Raw genomic sequence first — 17,026 nt, forward strand, 5'->3', positions numbered from 1 at the left:
CGTGCGTTCGGGCCGACTCGGCGTGTGTGCGGCGTGCGTTCGGGCCGACTCGGCGTGTGTGCGGCGTGCGTTCGGGCCGACTCGGCGCTGGGTCACGTCCGCCAGCGGTACTCCAGCTCCGGGCGGCCGGCGCCGTAGCGCGGCCGGCGCTCGAGGGCGCCCTGCTCGGCGAGGTGCTCGAGGTAGCGGCGGGCCGTCACGCGGGAGGTGCCGGTCGCGGCGGCGACCTCGCTGGCCGACGCGCCGCCGGCCTCGGTGCCGGTGGTGTCGCGGACGGCGGCCGTGACCCGGGACAGCGTCTCCGGGCTCATGCCCTTCGGCAGGGCGTCGGAGACCGGTGAGCGCAGGGTGCCGAAGGCACGGTCGATCTCGTCCTGGACGACCTCGCTGCCGTCGGACACGAGGCTGCCGCGGTACTCGGCGTACCGCTGCAGCTTCGCGCGGAACGTGGCGAACGTGAAGGGCTTGAGCAGGTAGAGCGCGACCCCCTGGGCCACCGCCCGGCGGACGACGTCCGCGTCGCGCGCCGAGGTGACGGCGACGACGTCGCACCAGTGCCCGGTGGCCCGCAGGCGGGTGAGCAGGGCGAGGCCGTGGCCGTCCGGGAGGTGCAGGTCGAGGAGCAGGAGGTCGACCGGGGTCCCGGCGTCCCGCTCGGTCTCGAGGACCCGGACCGCCTCCGCGAGCGAGGACGCCGACCCGACGGCGGCGAAACCGGGCACCCGGCCGACGTACGCGACGTGGGTCTCGGCGGCGATCGGCTCGTCCTCGACGACGAGCACCCGGACGGTCACGGTCGCGCCCCGGCGGTCGTGGGACGAGCGGTCCGCGCGTCCATCTCGACCTCGATGCGGGCCCCGCCGAGCTCCGAGCGGCCGAGGGTGACCTCGCCGTCGTGGCGACGGGCCGCCGCGGACACCAGGGCCAGACCGAGACCACGACCGGCGGCGTCCCCGCCCGACTTGGTGCTCCACCCCCGTTCCAGGGCGTGGGTGACGGCGTCGGAGTCGAACCCGGGGCCGCTGTCGCCGACCACCACCCGCAGGCGCTCGCCGCCCCCGAGCTCCACCCGCACCCGGCGCTCCGACTGGCCGCTGACGGCGTCGAAGGCGTTGTCGACCAGGTTGCCGACCACGGTCACCAGGTCGCGGGAGACCTCCCGCGGGACCTCGCCGTCGGCACCGAGGTCGCCGACGACCTCCAGCACGGCGCCGCGCTCGGTCGCCTGGGCGAGCTTGCCGAGCAGCAGCGCGGCCACCACCGGGTCACCGACGGAGTCGATGACCCGGTCGGTGAGCAGCTGGGCGAGCTGGAGCTCCTCGGTGACCAGGTCGACCGCCTCCTCGACCCGGCCGGTCTCCAGCAGGGACACCACCGTGTGGAGGAGGTTCGCCGACTCGTGGCTCTGCGCGCGCAGCGACTCGGTGAGCCCGCGGACGGCGTCCAGCTCGCCCGTGACGGCCCGCAGCTCGGTGTGGTCGCGCAACGTGACCACCGACCCGACCTCGCTGCCCTCCCAGGTGGCCGGCGAGGTGCTGACCAGCAGGACCCGGTCGCCCACGAGGTACAGGTCGTCGGGGGAGCGCTCGCCGCCGGTCGCGGCGTCGACGAGGACGGCGGGCAGCCCCAGGTCGGCCAGCGACCGCCCGGCGGCGTCCTCCCCCAGCGCGAGCAGCCGGCGGGCCTCGGCGTTGACCTGCTGCACCCGGCCGTCACGGTCGAGGAGGAGCAGACCCTCGCGGACGGCGCCCAGGACGGCCGAGTAGTACTCGTACATCCGGGTGATCTCCTGCTCGCCCAGGCCGTGCGTCTGGCGGCGGACCCGCCGGTGGACGAGGGCGGCGCCGCCCAGGCCGAGCACCAGCAGCACGAGCGCCGCGATCCCCACCAGCGCGAGGTCGTCGGTCAGGCTGCGGCGGATCGAGTCGACGGTGATGCCCACCGAGACGAGGGCGACGGGCCCGGCGTCCCCGCGCACCGGGACGACGGAACGCACCGACGGTCCGAGCGTGCCCTCGAACTCCTGGGTGAGGACGCCGCCGTCCGGCGCGCTGCCGAGGTCGCCGACGAACGGCTCGCCGATCAGCGCCGGGTTCGGGTGGGTCCAGCGGATGCCCTGCGTCGTCATGATGACGACGAAGTCGACGCCGGTGTCCGCCCGGACCTCCTCCGCGAAGGGCTGCAGGGTCGCCGACGGGTCGTCGCGCCGCAGCGCCTGCACGACGGCGGGGGAGTCGGCCACCGCCCGCGCCACCGCGACCGCCCGCTCGGTCGCCGCCGCGCGGGCGTCGCGCTGGGCGTCGTACGACGCGAGGCCCGCGGTGACCAGGACCGTCACCACGACCAGGACGACCTGGAGGAGCAGCACCTGGCGTGCGACCGACCAGCCCCGCCCACGCATGCGCACATCATGCCGCCCGTGAACTCAACGACCACAAGGGTGACCGGCCTCACAGCGCCGACCAGAGTGCGTGACGGCCGCCACGTCCGCGGCGGCCGGCAACGAAGGGACACCCCATGGCCACCACCTCACCGGCACCCAAGGCGCCGCAGCCGACGGAGCAGAAGCGCTCCTCGGCGCGCGCCACGCACGCCCTGTACCTCGCCGTCATCGCCGCGGTGGCGCTGGGCATCCTCGTCGGGCTCGTCGCCCCCGGCTTCGCCGTCCAGCTCGAGCCCATCGGCGACGGCTTCATCAACCTGATCAAGATGATGATCCAGCCGGTCATCTTCTGCACGATCGTCCTGGGCGTCGGCTCGGTCGCCAGCGCCACGAAGGTCGGCAAGGTCGGCGGGATGGCGCTCGTCTACTTCCTCGTGATGTCGACGGTCGCCCTGGCCATCGGCCTCGTCGTCGGGAACCTGCTCGACCCGGGCCAGGGCCTGAACCTCACCTCCGAGCTCGCCGCCGAGGGCCAGTCGAAGGCCGCGGACGGCCACGGCAGCACCACCGAGTTCCTGCTCGGGATCATCCCGACCTCGCTGTTCTCCGCGCTCACCTCGGGCTCGGTGCTGCAGACCCTCTTCGTCGCCCTGCTCGTCGGCTTCGCCCTGCAGCGCATGGGCGCCGCCGGCCAGCCCGTCCTCACCGTCATCGGCCACCTGCAGAAGGTCGTCTTCCGGGTCCTCGCCATGATCATGTGGGCCGCCCCGATCGGCGCGTTCGGCGCCATCGCCGCCGTCACCGGCCAGGGCGGCGTGAGCGCCCTCGCCAGCCTCGGCGTGCTGATGATCGGCTTCTACATCACCTGCCTGCTGTTCGTCTTCGTCGTCCTCGGCGCGCTGCTCAAGGCCGCCACCGGCGTCGGCATCTTCGGCCTGCTGAAGTACCTGGGCCGCGAGTTCCTGCTCATCCTCGCGACGTCGTCCTCCGAGTCGGCCCTGCCGCGCGTCATCGCCAAGCTCGAGCACGCCGGCGTCGACCGGACCACCGTGGGCGTCGTCATCCCCACCGGCTACTCGTTCAACCTCGACGGCACCGCGATCTACCTGACCATGGCCTCGCTCTTCATCGCCGACGCCCTCGGCGACCCGCTGAGCATCGGTGAGCAGATCGGCCTGCTGCTGTTCATGATGATCGCGGCCAAGGGCGCCGCGGGCGTCACCGGCTCCGGCATGGCCGTCCTCGCCGGTGGCCTGCAGTCGCACCGCCCCGACCTGGTGGACGGCGTCGGCTTCATCGTCGGCATCGACCGGTTCATGTCCGAGGCCCGCGCCCTGACGAACTTCGCCGGCAACGCCGTCGCGACGGTCCTCATCGGCCACTGGACCGGCGGCATCGACCGCCAGCGCTTCGACAGCGTGCTGAAGGGCGACCTGCCCTTCGACGAGTCGACGATGGTCGACGACCACGGCGCCGACGCCCCGATGACCGACGCCGTCGCGGAGAAGGGTGCGCCGCAGCTCGCGAAGGGCTGAGGAGCGACACGCACGACGCCCCGGATCCGGTCCACCTGGTGGACCAGGTCCGGGGCGCTGTCGTCCGCGGGTGCGGGAGGCAGGGGTCTCGACAGGCTCGACCTCCGGGGGCGGCGGAGGCCCCGGTGGTCGAGGAGCCACCTGGCCCCGTGAGGGCCCGGTCAGTCCGTGGGGCGGACGGCGACGAGCAGGTCGCGCTGGATGGAGGAGTCGACGCGGTGGGAGAGGTCGCGCCAGGGGCCGTCGTCCAGCGGCTCGAGCCCGGCGTCCCGCACGGTCGCGAGCAGCTCGTCCCGGGACAGCGTGCGGGTGTTCCAGGCGATCGCCAGGGTGCCGCCGCGGTGCAGCTGGCCGGCCCACACCGGCACCCCCTCGGCGAGCAGGGACCCGGGGGAGCGCTCACGCACGCCGGCGTCCTGGGCGCCCGGCCGACCGCGGTGGGCACCGTGGACCACGCCGTACGGCGCGTCGAGGACGACGGCGTCGAAGCCGCGGCGCCCGCACAGCTCGGCCGAGCGCCGTCCGTCGCCCTCCAGCTGGGCGAGGGCCAGGGGCTCGCCGCCGGCCGGCGGGGTCAGGGTGACGTCGAGCCGGCGCCCGATCCGCCTGCCCTCGCGCCGGACGGGGGTCACGTCGGCGGAGTGCTTGAGGCGGCCGCGGCGCAGCCAGGTCTTCAGGAACGCGGCCGTGGCGTCGAGGACCTTCGGGTCGCGGTCGACCCCGACGGCGTCGTGGCCGAGGCGCAGGGCGGTGGTGAGGGTGGTCCCGCGCCCGCACATCGGGTCGAGCACGCGTCGACGACCGGCGGGACGGCGGACGGCCGCCAGCGCGAGGTTCACCATCAGCCGGGTGAACTGCTCGTTCGTCTTGCCGGGGTACTTCGGGATCGTCACGAGGTCCTCGGGGAGCACCTCGGGCCGCTCCACGCCCACCGGCCGCAGCAGCGGCTCGCCGGGCGAGCCGGCGTCCTCGAACAGCGCCAGCAGCGCCGAGTGGTGGCCGAGCAGGGGCGGGACGCCGTCCGCGTCGAGGGCCACGTACGACACGCCGGCGAGGTCGACCTCGGCGACGTCGGCGGCCTCCGGGCACAGCAGGGCGAGCTCGGCCAGCGCGAGCGGGCCCGCCGCCTGCGTGTAGACGTGGTTCGCCGACGGCTCGCGCAGCGCGAGGTAGCGGGTCACGGCACCGCCGGCGTGACGCGCTCGACGATCGCCGCGTGGTCACCGGAGGCCAGCGCGCCGAAGGTGCCGTCGGCGGTCGGGGCGAGGCGGGAGGCGCAGAAGACGTCGGCGACCTGCGCGGGCCCGCCGGTCACGAGCAGCGCCCCCTGCAGGCAGGCCGCCATCCGGCCGGCGAGACGGCGGGCGAGGCCCTCGGCGCCCACCGGGTCCGCGAGCAGCTCGCCGAGCATGCCGAGCACCTCGTCGACCGCGCGGTCGAGCCGGGCGTCGGCACCGCGGGCGCGGCCGACCTCGTCGACCCACGCGTCGAGGGCGGCCGGCTCACGACCCAGCGCCCGCAGGACGTCGAGGGCGTTGACGTTGCCCGAGCCCTCCCACACCGAGTTCAGCGGCGACTCCCGGAAGAGCAGCGGCATCCCGGACTCCTCGACGTAGCCGTTGCCGCCCAGGCACTCCAACGCCTCGGCCGCGACGGCCGGCGTCCGCTTGCAGACCCAGAACTTCGCCAGCGGCAGCCCGATGCGCAGCAGCGGGTCGTCACGGTCGACGGCGGTGGCCAGGCGCAGCGCGAGCGCGGTCGCGGCCTCCGACTCGACGGCGAGGTCGGCGACCACGTTGCGCATCAGCGGCGCGTCGGCGAGGCGGCGTCCGAAGGCGGAGCGGTGCGCGACGTGCCAGGACGCCTCGGCGACCGCACGGCGCATCAGCGCGGCCGACCCCAGCACGCAGTCGAGCCGCGTCGCGGACACCATCGCGATGATCGTCCGGACGCCGCGGCCCTCCTCGCCGAGCAGCCACCCGTGCGTGCCGGCCAGCTCCAGCTCGGCCGAGGCGTTCGACCGGTTGCCCAGCTTGTCCTTCAGCCGCACGACCTCGAGGGCGTTGCGGGTGCCGTCGGGCATCACCCGGGGGACGACGAAGCACGACAGCCCGCCCGGCGCCTGGGCGAGCACGAGGAACACGTCGTTCATCGGCGCCGACGTGAACCACTTGTGGCCCTCCAGCACGTACGGGTCGTCGGCCGCGGGTCCGGTCGGGGTCGCCGTGGTCGTCGTCGCGCGGACGTCGGAGCCGCCCTGCTTCTCCGTCATCCCCATCCCGGCGAGCGCGCCCAGCTTCGTGGCGACCGGCCGCAGGCCCGGGTCGTACGACGTCGAGGTGAGCGCGGGCTCCCAGGTCGCGGCCAGCGCGGGGCTCGCGCGGAGGGCGGGGACGGCGGCGTACGTCATGGAGAGCGGGCACGCGTGGCCCGGCTCGACCTGGCTCCAGGCCAGGAACCCCGCGGCACGGCGCAGGTGCGCGTCGAGCCCGCCGGGCTCGTCCGACGAGGTGGCCCACGGCGTCCCGCCCAGCCCGAACCCGACCCCGCGCTCCATCAGCCAGTGCCACGAGGGGTGGAACTCGACCTCGTCGACCCGGGTGCCGTACCGGTCGACCGTGCGCAGCCGCGGCGGGTGCTCGTTGGCGAGCCGGCCGTGCTCGCGCGCCTCGGCGGAGCCGGCGAGACGACCCAGCGGCCCGAGGCCGGCGAGCAGGTCGTCGGCGGTGCCCCGGGCGTGCCGTCGGACGGCGTCGACCAGCGCGGCGTCCCCGGCCACGACGTCGTGCCCCTCCAGGGGCAACGGCTGGTTGGGGGAGACCCGCGACGCGAGGCGCGGGGACAGGCGCGCGGAGGCGTCGGCGGAGACCTCGGAGGCGGCTCTCATGCGGATACCGTAGGTCCATGAGCGCAGGGGGTCGGGCTGTGCCCGCACCCGCCGCGGGTCAGGGCTCGAGGGAGGGCGGCCTGCTGTTCCTCGTCCGCCGACTCGTCACCGTGACCACCGCGTCGTGCCTGCGCCACCGCGTCGCGGGCCTGGCGGGCGAGGCCGCGTTCTTCGCCGTCCTCTCCCTGCCGCCGCTGATCTTCGCGCTCGCCGGGGCGATCGGCTTCGTGACCGAGCGCTTCCCGCCGACCCAGGTCACCGACGTCCGTCAGGCCATCCTCGACCTGTCCACCCAGGCGCTGACCGACTCGGCCGTGGACCGCATCATCGCCCCGACCATCGACGAGGTCCTCTCGGGCGGCCGCGCCGACGTCATCTCGATCGGGTTCGTGCTCGCGCTCTGGTCGGGCTCGCGGGCGCTGAACGTGTTCGTCGACACCATCACGATCATGCACGGCCTGGGCGGGCAACGGGGGATCGTCGCGACCCGGATGCTGTCCTTCGGGCTCTACCTGCTCGGCCTGCTCACCGGCATGATCGGCATCCCGCTCGTCGTCGCCGGGCCCCGGCTCGTGGCGAGCCTGCTGCCCGAGCGGCTCGAGTTCCTCGCGATGTTCTACTGGCCGACCGTCCTGGTCGTGTGCATCTGCTTCCTCGCCACGCTCTACCACGTGTCCGTGCCCGTGCGGACCCAGTGGAGCTTCAACCTGCCCGGGGCCGTCTTCTCGCTGCTGGTCTGGGTCGCGGGGTCGTCGGTGCTGCGCTGGGTGCTCACCGTCAGCGCGGAGGAGTCCCGCTCGGTGTACGGGCCGCTCTCGGCGCCCATCGCGATCCTGCTGTGGCTCTACCTCCTCGCCATCGCCGTGCTGATCGGCGCCGCCCTGAACGCCGCCTTCGACGAGGTCATCGGTCAGCAGGCCACCGCGACCGCCCGGCGCGAGCTCGCCGCGCGGCTGCGTCGTACGGTCAACGGCCGCCCGCGGCGCCGACGTCCGGCCGACCCCGAGCCGCCGCCGTCCGAGCAGGGGGACGTGGAACACTGACCGCCGTGGGCACCGTGAACATGCCGACCCCGGTCGCCGTCGCGATCGCCGCCCTGGTCCTCCTCGCGGGATACCTGCTGGGCGTCGTCGCCGGCCCGGACGGCCCCGAGCGGACCACCGGCACCGTCGACTCGTTCGACGCGAGCAGCAACCTGCTGTGCCTGTCCGGCGACTCCGTCGCGGCCCTCGAGGAGTCGGACCTCGACGTCGCCGACGAGCAGGGCGACGACGACGTCCTCTGCGGTCGCTGGGAGCGCAGCGCGGGCAGCGAGCGCCCCGAGACCGGGGACGAGTTCCGCTTCGTCGTCGTCCGGACGACGCAGGCCCCGGAGGACGAGGCGACCGACGACCCGGAGGAGTCGTCGGGGCGGGTGCTCATCTACGGCGCCGTGGTCGACTAGGTTCCCGCTCGTGGCCGGTGAACCCGCGGAGGTGACCGCCCCGGGTGACCGGGGACGCGTCGACCTCCCCGAGCAGGAGAGCTCGCCGGTCTGGCAGCTCGCGAAGCGGCTGCTGCTGGCGCTGGGGATCCTGGTGCTGACGGTGGCCCTCGTCTACCTCGACCGCGAGGGCTACAACGACAACGGCGACCCCGCGAACGAGATCAGCCTCGTCGACGCGATCTACTACACGACGGTCACGCTCTCGACGACCGGGTACGGCGACATCGCGCCCGCCAGCGAGCAGGCCCGGCTGGTGAACGCGTTCATCATCACGCCGCTGCGCATCGCCTTCCTGGTGCTGCTGATCGGTACGACGCTCGAGGTGCTGGCCTCGCAGGGCCGCGAGGCGCTGCGGGTGCTGCGATGGAGGAGACGGATGGGACAGCACGTGGTGGTGGTCGGCTACGGGACCAAGGGCCGCAGCGCGGTCGACGTCCTGCTCGGCAACGGGCTGTCGCGCGACGACGTCGTCGTCGTCGACTCCGACCCCCACGCCCGGGAGGACGCCCACGAGGACGGCTTCGCCGTCGTGGTGGGCGACGCGACCCGGCGCGAGGTGCTCCGCCGCGCCCGTGTCGCCGACGCCGCGCAGGTCATCATCACCACCGACCGCGACGACTCCAACGTGCTCGCCACCCTCACGGTGCGCCAGCTCAACCCGGAGGCGAAGATCGTCGTGGCGGTCCGCGAGCACGAGAACGTGCCCCTGGTGCGCCAGAGCGGCGCGGACTCCGTCATCACCTCCTCGGACGCCGTCGGGCGGCTGCTCGGCCTGTCGACGCTGTCCCCGACCCTGGGCACGGTCATGGAGGACCTCCTCTCGCGCGGCGAGGGCCTCGAGGTGGCCGAGCGCGACCTGCTCGTGGCCGAGGTGGGTGCGCCGCCGCAGTCGGTGCCCGACCAGGTGATCGCCGTCGTGCGCGACGAGAAGGTGTACCGCTACTTCGACCCCGTGGTGACCCGGCTGGCCCGCGGCGACCGGCTCATCGTCGTCCGTCCCGCGCAGGAGCGCCCCTGGGCGCCGCGTCCGGGCACGCACGGGGAGACCGTCTCCACCGAGTCCGACGACTGAGCCGGGGCGCCCGGTGAGCACGCTCGAGTCGCAGGAGTTCGGGCGGCGACGCCGGCGCCGCCTGTCCGACCGCCCCGGGCCGGCGATCGTGCTGGGCTTCGCCGGCGTGATCGCGCTCGGCACCGTGGTGCTGCTGCTGCCGGTCTCGAGGGCCGGGGCGCAGTCGCCCTCGCTGTTCGACGCGTTCTTCACCGCGACCAGCGCCGTGTCGGTGACCGGCCTGACGTCGGTCGACACCCCGACGTACTGGTCGAGCTTCGGGCACGTGATGATCCTCGTCCTCTGCCAGGCCGGGGGGTTCGGGATCATGGCGCTGGCCTCCCTGCTCGGGCTGCTGGTGACCAAGCGCCTCGGGCTGCGCAGCCGCCTCACGGCCGTCGCCGAGACGAACACCGTCGGCCTCGGCGAGGTCCGCGAGGTGCTGTTCGGCCTCATCAAGGTCACCGTCGTCATCGAGGGCGTGCTCGCGGTCGTGCTGACCCTCCGGCTGTGGCTCGGGTACGACGAGCCCCTCGGCCGTGCCGCCTGGTACGGCCTCTTCCACGCCGTGTCGTCCTTCAACAACTCGGGCTTCTCCCTGTGGTCCGACAGCCTCGGCCGGTTCGTCGGTGACCCGCTGATCGTGCTCCCGGCCTGCGTCGGGGTGTTCCTCGGCTCGATCGGCCTGCCCGTGCTGCTGGAGCTCCGCAAGCGCGTGCTCCCGGTGCGGGAGTGGTCGCTGCACACGAAGATGACGCTCGGCGGCTGGGTCGCCCTGCTCCTGCTGGGGTGGGTGGCGCTCACCGCGTTCGAGTGGACCAACCCCGCCACCCTCGGCGGCGAGCCCGTAGCGACCCGCCTGCTCGGCGGCTTCACCATGTCGGTGATGCCGCGCTCGGCGGGGCTGACCACCGTCGACTACGGCGCGATCACCGGCGAGTCGGCGCTCGTGACGACCATCCTCATGTTCATCGGCGGTGGCGCGGCCAGCGCCGGCGGCGGGATCAAGGTGACGACCTGGGTGCTGCTCGGCCTGGTCATCCTCGCCGAGGTCCGCGGGCAGCGCGACGTGGAGCTGACCGGCCGCCGGATCGGCGACCGCACCCAACGTCAGGCGCTGGCGGTCGCGACCCTGACGCTGACCATCCTGCTGGTCGCCACGCTGGCGATGATGGCGCTCACCGGGCTCGACCTGGAGGTGGCGGCGTTCGAGACGGCGTCGGCCTTCACGACGGCCGGTCTGTCGATCGTCGGCACGCCCGAGCTGCCCCGGTCGGCGCACGTGCTGCTGGTCGTGCTCATGTTCGTCGGGCGCATCGGCGCGATGACCCTGGTCTCCGCCCTGGCGCTGCGCGACCGCCCCACCCTCTACCGCTACCCCGAGGGTCGCCCGCTGATCGGCTGAGCCTGGTTGGATGCGGGGCGTGGCAGACAGGGACGCCGTGGCGGTCATCGGCATCGGACGCTTCGGGGAGTCGCTCGCCCGCGAGCTGATGGCGCAGGGCACCGAGGTCATGGTCATCGACTCCAGCGAGCACACGATCCAGCGCATGTCCGGCGAGGTCACCCACGCGGTGGCGGCCGACTCGACCGACGAGCAGGCGCTGCGCCAGCTCGGGATCGACGAGTTCCGCCGGGTGTGCGTCGGGATCGGGTCGAACCTGGAGGGCTCGATCCTCACCTGCTCGGTGCTGAAGACCCTCGGGGTGCCCTCGATCTGGGCGAAGGCGATCTCCGCGGCGCACGCGCGCATCCTCGAGCAGCTCGGCGTCGACCACGTCGTCCGTCCCGAGCACGACACCGGACGCCGCATCGCGCACCTCGTCGCCGGCCGGCTGCTCGACTACATCGAGCTCGACGACGGCTACGCCATCGTCAAGATGCACCCGCCCGCCGCGATCCTCGACGTCCCGCTCGGCGAGACCGGCGTGAGGCGACGCCACGGGGTGACCGTCATCGGGGTGAAGGAGCGCGGGGCCGACTTCCACCACGCCACGGCCGAGACCGTGGTCACGGGGGACTGCCTGGTGATCGTGTCCGGACGCCGCGAGGACGTCGAGAGGTTCAGCGAGCTCTCCTGAGCCGTTCGGCCGCCACCGTGCCCGCTCCCCGGCCGGGATAGGTGCGCCCTCCTAGATTGGGCGCGTGAGAGGGAGCCGGAGCTGACGCGCGGGCGGGTGGTCGGGGCGCTCGTGGTGCTGCTGCTCCTCGCCGCGGCGGTGGGCGGGTTCGTCCTCACCTCCGACGGCGACGGCGTCGAGGTCACCGAGACCGAGGGGACCGTCCAGGGTCGCCCCGAGCCGGGTCGCGGCCCGACCGCCCTGGACGTCTCCGTCTTCACCCCGGCCGCCGACGCCCCCGGCGCGGACGCCGAGGGACGCCGCGCGGCCGTGATGCTCGCGCACGGCTTCGGCGGGTCCAAGGACGACCTCGTCGACCAGGCCCGCGCCGTCGCCGCCGAGGGGTACGTCGTCCTGACCTGGACGGCCCGTGGCTTCGGCGACTCCGGCGGCCTCATCCACCTCTCGGCCCCCGGGTGGGAGATCGCCGACGTCTCCGCCCTCGTCGACGCGCTCGCCGAGCGGGACGACGTCCGCCTGGACGGCGACGGGGACCCGGTCGTCGGCATCGCCGGCGCGTCGTACGGCGGGGGTGCCGCGCTGATGGGGGCGGCGTACGACGACCGCGTCGACGCCGTCGTGCCCGCGGTGACGTGGAACGACCTGGGCACCGCCCTGTTCGGTCAGAACGCCGACGGCCCCGGTGCCGTGCCCGCGGGCGTGTTCAAGGAGCGCTGGGCCGCCCTGCTGTTCGGCGCGGGCCAGCCGCTGGGCAGCGCCGCCGACGTGGGGGGCTCCCTCCCCGGGGCCCCGTCCGGGGCCCCCTCCGAAGCGCTGCCCGGGGGTGTCTGCGGTCGGTTCGCGCCCGCGATCTGCCGCCTCTACCAGCAGGTGGCGCAGACCGGCCGCCCCGCGGAGGGGACCCTCGCGACCCTGCGGCGCTCGTCGCCGGCGCCCGTGCTCGACCGCGTCCGGGCCCCGACGCTGCTGCTGCAGGGCGAGTCCGACTCGCTGTTCGGCCTCGACCAGGCCGACGCCACCGCCCGCGCCCTGACCGAGGCCGGCACGGACGTGGCCGTCCGCTGGGTCGACGGCGGCCACGACGCCGTCCCGGTGATCGACGAGGACGACCTCGTCGACGGCGCCCTCGGCTGGTTCGACCACCACCTGCGCGGCGGTCCGGACCCGGGCACGGCCTTCGACCTGGTCCTGCCCGCACCGGCGCTGGGCGAGGGCGAGCCCGAGCGGCTCACCGCGCCGTCGTACGAGGACGTGACGGATCCGGCGACCACCGAGCTGACGCTGGACGGGCCGGTGCAGCCGGTGATCAGCCCGCCCGGTGGCGAGCCGTCGGCGCTGACCACCCTGCCCGGGACCGGCGGGGCCCTGGACGCCCTCGGCGGCCTCGGCCAGAGCTTCCGGCTGGCGGCCCTGCCCGGCGCCACCGCGGTGTTCGACACCGCGCCGGTGGGCGAGACCCTCACGGTCGTCGGCGCCCCGAGCGTGCGGATGGAGGTCACCAGCACGGCGCAGGACGCGACCCTGTTCGCCTCGCTGTGGGTCGTGGCCGAGGACGACAGCGCCGTCCTGCCGCGCCAGCTGGTCTCGCCGCTGCGGGTCGAGGTGCCGGCGCCGGGGGAGACCCGCACCGTCACCGTGCGGCTGCCCACCTCGGCGTACCGGGTCGAGCCGGGCCAGCGCCTGCGCCTGGTCGTCGCCAGCACCGACGCGGCGTACGCCGTGCCCGGCGACGCCCGCGCCTACAGCGTGGGGCTCACCGACTCGGCGCTCACGCTGCCGGTCCCCGAGACCGAGGCGGGCGGCTCCTCCGGTCCGCTGGTCCCGACCCCGCTGCTCGCCGGCGTCGCGGCGCTGCTGGGCCTCGCGGTGCTCGGTGCCGTCGTCGGCGCCGTCCGCGGCGGACGCCGCCGGCGGGCCGGTCCGCCCGGCACCGACGACGTCCCGCTCGTCGTCGACGGGCTGGTCAAGGAGTACAGCAACGGCTTCCGTGCCGTCGACGGCGTCTCGTGGCGCGCCGAGCGCGGCCAGGTCGTCGGCCTGCTCGGCCCCAACGGCGCCGGCAAGACGACCACGATCCGCATGCTCGTCGGCCTGATCAGCGCGGACGACGGGTCCGTCACCGTGCTCGGACGTCGCGTGGAGGCCGGGTCGGCCGTGCTCGGCCGGGTCGGTGCCCTGATCGAGGGCCCGGGCTTCCTGCCCCACCTGACCGGACGTCAGAACCTGCGCGCCTACTGGGCGGCCACCGGCCGCCCCGCCGACGAGGCCGGCTTCGACGACGCCCTCGCCGTCGCCGACCTCGGCGCCGCGGCCGACAAGCCGGTCCGCTCCTACTCGCAGGGCATGCGGCAGCGGCTCGGCATCGCCCAGGCCATGCTCGGCAGCCCCGACCTGCTGCTGCTCGACGAGCCGACCAACGGCCTGGACCCGCCGCAGATCCGGGCGATGCGCGACGTCCTGACGTCGTACGCCGCGTCGGGGCGCACGGTGGTGGTCTCGAGCCACCTGCTCGGCGAGGTCGAGCAGACCTGCACGCACGTCGTCGTCATGCACCGCGGTCGCGTCGTGCTCACCGGCGCCGTCGACGAGCTCACCGACGACACCGGCACCACCGTGGTGGCCCTCGCCGACGGCCAGGACGTCGAGGGCGCGGCGGCGCTGCTGGGCGCCACCGCGGGCGTCACCGCGGCGCGGCCGACCGAGGACGGGCGGCTGCGCGTCGAGGGCACCCCGACCCGCGACGTCGTCGTCGCGACCCTGGTCCGCGCCGGGTACGGCGTCGTCGGGGTCGACGGGCGCCGCCACCTCGAGGAGGTCTTCATGGGCCTGGTCGGCGAGGACCGTCCCGCGCAGCTCGAGGAGGCCCCCCGGTGAGCACCCCCGCACGACCCGCCCGCCCCGCCCGCCGTCCGCTGCCCCTCGGCGCCGAGGTCCGACGCCAGCTCGGACGTCGCCGCACGCGCCTGATCCTCGGTTTCCTGCTCCTCCTGCCGCTGCTGCTCGTCGGCGCCTTCGCCCTCGGCGGCGACGACGAGCCCGGTGCGGCGCCGTCGTTCGTCGACCTGGCGCAGGTGGGGGCCGCGAACCTCACCGTCTTCACGCTGTTCGCCTCGACCGGGTTCCTCCTGGTGGTCGTGGTGGCGCTGTTCTGGGGCGACGCGGTCCCCGCGGAGGCCAGCTGGGCCTCGCTGCGCTACCTGCTCGTCGCCCCGGTGCCCCGCGGGCGGCTGCTCACGGTGAAGCTGGCGGTGGCCGCGCTGTCGACCGCCGTGGCCCTGGTGCTGCTGCCCGCCTGGACCCTCCTCGTCGGCCTCGTCGCGTACGGCGGTGCGCCGTACCAGGGGCTCGCCGGCGAGACGATCGCGTGGCCCGACCTGTGGCCACGGCTCGGCGTGGCCGTCGCCTACCTCTTCGTCAACCTGCTGTTCGTCGGCGCGCTCGCGTTCTTCGTCGGCACCCTCACCGACGCACCGCTCGGGGCGGTCGGCACCGCGGTGGTGGTGACGATCGTGTCGAGCATCCTCGACACGATCGACGCGCTCGGGGACCTCCGCGACGCGCTGCCGACCCACTTCCAGTTCGCGTGGGCCGACGTCCTCGCCGCCGAGGTGGACGGCTCCGCCATGGCCACCGGCGCCACCTGGTCGGTGGGCTGGGCCGTGCTGCTGCTCGGGGCGTCGTACGTCGTGTTCGCGCGCAAGGACGTGCTGACCTGAGGCGTGCGCCGCCGTCGACGGGCGGCGGTGCCCCGTCACCGAGGTCCCCAACTCTTGGGATGCGACCGGGCCGCCGACGGCGCACGGTGGTGGTGGGTCGTCTTCTCTCCCACCGAGCGGCCCACCAGTCACCGGACTCCCGTCGCGTCACGGGTGCCCCGGACGAACCCCCCTCGGCTCGGGGCCGCCCGCCGCGCCGGGCCCGCGCACCGTGCGCGGGTCGCCGGTGGCTGGTGGGTCTGACAGGTCCTCGGCGGCGCCCTGTACCCAATTTGCGGTATCCCGCAGCCCCCCGGAGGGGCGTATCGTCTGTTCATCCACCTCTCGGGGGCTGGATGGGGTAAGGGGCCGGGTCGCGGGGAGGCGAGGCCGGCCCCGGGTCCGCTGCGGGCATGGGGGCGCGCAAGCGTGTGTGGGGGGCCTTCGGTGCAATCCGAGGGGGGAAATCATGAGTGCTCGAACCATGCCGAGGGACGTGTGGGGACCCGGCGGCACCGCCGTCGTCGTCGCCGTGCTCCTCACGCCGCTGCTCCTGGCGGCCCAGCTCGACCTGCCGGTCGAGCGAGTCCTGGCCCACGGGGGCCTGACCGTCGCCGTCATCGGGCTGGGGGTGTCCCTGGTCCTGTACGTGCACTGGCGTCTCGTGACCCACCCGGCGGCCGCCTGGCTGGTGGCCGCGGTGACCCTGGTCGCCACCCAGGCCGCGCTGCTGGAGACGCTGTACGTCGCCGAGCCCGGCCGGATGGCGCGCGGCGAGGGGTGGATGCTGACGGTCCACCTGGCCGTGGGCCTGCTGCTGCTCGCCGGTGCGTCCCTGGTGCGGCGGGCCATCCTGCTGACCGACCCGCTGCTCCTGGGGCTGTGCGGTGGGCTCACGGCCGCCGCCGTCCGCTGGGTGCTCGTCGACCTCGCGCCGCCGCTGGCCGTGCCGCACGTCGCGACCGTCGCCCTCGGGCTGGCAGTGCTCGGGGTCGGCCTGGCGGTGGCCTGGGCCGTCAGCCGCGTGCCCGGCCTGCCGAGCTGGGTGCTCGCGCGGATCGCCGCGGCCGTGGGGCTGCTCGTGGTGGGCGAGATCGCCCTCTACCTCCGCCCCGGGTCGCCGACGACCGGGGTGATGGTGGTGTGCCAGGTCGTTGCCGGCGTCCTGCTGCTCAGCACGAGCATCGGCCTGCTGCGTCACTCGATCCGCGAGGGCCAGCTGGTGCTCGCCCGTCTCCGGTGCCGACTGGCCGAGACCGAGGAGCAGAACCGCGTCGAGAGGGCCAGGCTGCACGAGATCAAGGCCACGGTGGCCGGGATCGCCTCGGCCTCCCAGCTGCTGCAGGACGCCGGGCGGCTGTCGCCGGGCCGTGCCGCGCGGCTCGCCGAGATGCTGCAGTCGGAGACGGCCCGGGTCGAGCGGCTGCTCGCCGCGGACGACGTGTCGGCCCTGCAGCCCGTCGACCTGGACGAGGCCATCCGACCGCTGGTGACGCGCCTGGGCGCCCGCGGCGTCGACGTGGACTGGCGGCCGAGCGAGGTGGTCGCCTGTGGTCGGCCCGACCAGGTCACGGAGGTCGTCGGGATCCTGCTCGAGAACTCCGCCTGCCACGCCGGGGGCGAGGGTGTGTCCGTCGACGTCCGGCCGTGCGCGGACCGGGTCGAGATCGTCGTGTCGGACGACGGCCCGGGGGTGGACCCCGACGTCCGCGACTCCCTGTTCGACTGGGGCGTGCGCGGGCGAGGGTCGTCGGGCCAGGGGATCGGGCTGCACGTCGCCCAGCAGCTGGTGGCCGAGCAGGGAGGGCACCTGCGGTGGTCGCCGGGTCACGGGGCCGGGACGGCCTTCGTCGTGGAGCTGCCGGTCGTGAGGACGTCGCGTCGTGCCGTCGCCGGGTAGGCCGCGCC

Annotated in this window: 13 protein-coding genes; 9 read left to right on the forward strand and 4 right to left on the reverse strand. The window is 74.7% G+C overall.

Features of this window, described 5'->3' with window-relative positions:
• Positions 1 to 92: 92 nt before the first annotated feature.
• Positions 93 to 794, reverse strand: a complete 702-nt coding sequence (locus MJ876_RS22270; RefSeq protein ID WP_240236816.1) for a response regulator — start codon at positions 792 to 794, stop codon at positions 93 to 95.
• Positions 791 to 2,401: an ATP-binding protein gene (locus MJ876_RS13375; RefSeq protein ID WP_240236819.1), complete on the reverse strand. Its 1,611-nt coding sequence runs from the start codon at positions 2,399 to 2,401 to the stop codon at positions 791 to 793. Before MJ876_RS13375 ends, MJ876_RS22270 begins: the two co-directional genes overlap by 4 nt.
• Positions 2,402 to 2,517: 116 nt before the next feature.
• Between MJ876_RS13375 and MJ876_RS13380 the strand changes: the two genes are divergently transcribed.
• Positions 2,518 to 3,918, forward strand: coding sequence for a cation:dicarboxylate symporter family transporter (locus MJ876_RS13380; RefSeq protein ID WP_240236821.1), 1,401 nt, complete (start codon positions 2,518 to 2,520; stop codon positions 3,916 to 3,918).
• A gap of 161 nt (positions 3,919 to 4,079) precedes the next feature.
• Here MJ876_RS13380 and MJ876_RS13385 read toward each other — a convergent pair whose 3' ends face one another.
• Complete coding sequence (locus MJ876_RS13385; RefSeq protein WP_240236823.1) at positions 4,080 to 5,099, reverse strand: TRM11 family methyltransferase; 1,020 nt, start codon at positions 5,097 to 5,099, stop codon at positions 4,080 to 4,082.
• Positions 5,096 to 6,805: an acyl-CoA dehydrogenase family protein gene (locus MJ876_RS13390; protein WP_240236825.1), complete on the reverse strand. Its 1,710-nt coding sequence runs from the start codon at positions 6,803 to 6,805 to the stop codon at positions 5,096 to 5,098. The genes MJ876_RS13385 and MJ876_RS13390 overlap by 4 nt, the downstream gene beginning before the upstream one ends.
• Before the next feature lie 17 nt (positions 6,806 to 6,822).
• On the opposite strand from MJ876_RS13390, the gene MJ876_RS13395 reads away from it, so the two are divergent.
• From MJ876_RS13395 to MJ876_RS13430, 8 genes are all read left to right on the forward strand, one after another.
• Positions 6,823 to 7,848 (forward strand): YihY/virulence factor BrkB family protein, encoded by a 1,026-nt coding sequence (locus MJ876_RS13395; protein WP_240236827.1) that lies wholly within the window; start codon positions 6,823 to 6,825, stop codon positions 7,846 to 7,848.
• A gap of 5 nt (positions 7,849 to 7,853) precedes the next feature.
• Positions 7,854 to 8,249, forward strand: a complete 396-nt coding sequence (locus MJ876_RS13400; protein ID WP_240236829.1) for a hypothetical protein — start codon at positions 7,854 to 7,856, stop codon at positions 8,247 to 8,249.
• 10 nt (positions 8,250 to 8,259) lie between these two features.
• The gene (locus MJ876_RS13405; protein WP_240236831.1) at positions 8,260 to 9,363 is read left to right on the forward strand and encodes an NAD-binding protein; all 1,104 of its coding nucleotides are present in this window, start codon (positions 8,260 to 8,262) and stop codon (positions 9,361 to 9,363) included.
• Positions 9,364 to 9,376: 13 nt separating this feature from the next.
• Positions 9,377 to 10,747: a TrkH family potassium uptake protein gene (locus MJ876_RS13410; RefSeq protein ID WP_240236833.1), complete on the forward strand. Its 1,371-nt coding sequence runs from the start codon at positions 9,377 to 9,379 to the stop codon at positions 10,745 to 10,747.
• Positions 10,748 to 10,766: 19 nt separating this feature from the next.
• Positions 10,767 to 11,423 carry a TrkA family potassium uptake protein gene (locus tag MJ876_RS13415; RefSeq protein WP_240236835.1) on the forward strand — a complete coding sequence of 219 codons (657 nt, stop codon included), beginning with the start codon at positions 10,767 to 10,769 and terminating at the stop codon, positions 11,421 to 11,423.
• 96 nt (positions 11,424 to 11,519) lie between these two features.
• Positions 11,520 to 14,297: an ATP-binding cassette domain-containing protein gene (locus MJ876_RS13420; RefSeq protein ID WP_240236837.1), complete on the forward strand. Its 2,778-nt coding sequence runs from the start codon at positions 11,520 to 11,522 to the stop codon at positions 14,295 to 14,297.
• Entirely contained in the window at positions 14,294 to 15,139 is an 846-nt protein-coding gene (locus MJ876_RS13425; RefSeq protein ID WP_240236839.1) for an ABC transporter permease subunit, read from the forward strand. Before MJ876_RS13420 ends, MJ876_RS13425 begins: the two co-directional genes overlap by 4 nt.
• A 448-nt stretch (positions 15,140 to 15,587) precedes the next feature.
• Positions 15,588 to 17,018: a HAMP domain-containing sensor histidine kinase gene (locus MJ876_RS13430; RefSeq protein WP_240236841.1), complete on the forward strand. Its 1,431-nt coding sequence runs from the start codon at positions 15,588 to 15,590 to the stop codon at positions 17,016 to 17,018.
• The last annotated feature ends 8 nt before the right edge of the window (positions 17,019 to 17,026 follow it).

This window comes from Nocardioides sp. CFH 31398 (assembly GCF_022436705.1).
Taxonomy (GTDB): domain Bacteria; phylum Actinomycetota; class Actinomycetes; order Propionibacteriales; family Nocardioidaceae; genus Nocardioides.

Excerpts from the sequence above, each read along its gene's own strand:
- MJ876_RS13375 (WP_240236819.1), bottom strand. The coding sequence starts at position 2,401 with ATGCGTGGGCGGGGCTGGTCGGTCGCACGCCAGGTGCTGCTCCTCCAG.
- MJ876_RS13380 (WP_240236821.1), top strand. The coding sequence starts at position 2,518 with ATGGCCACCACCTCACCGGCACCCAAGGCGCCGCAGCCGACGGAGCAG.
- MJ876_RS13390 (WP_240236825.1), bottom strand. The coding sequence starts at position 6,805 with ATGAGAGCCGCCTCCGAGGTCTCCGCCGACGCCTCCGCGCGCCTGTCC.
- MJ876_RS13395 (WP_240236827.1), top strand. The coding sequence starts at position 6,823 with ATGAGCGCAGGGGGTCGGGCTGTGCCCGCACCCGCCGCGGGTCAGGGC.
- MJ876_RS13430 (WP_240236841.1), top strand. The coding sequence starts at position 15,588 with ATGAGTGCTCGAACCATGCCGAGGGACGTGTGGGGACCCGGCGGCACC.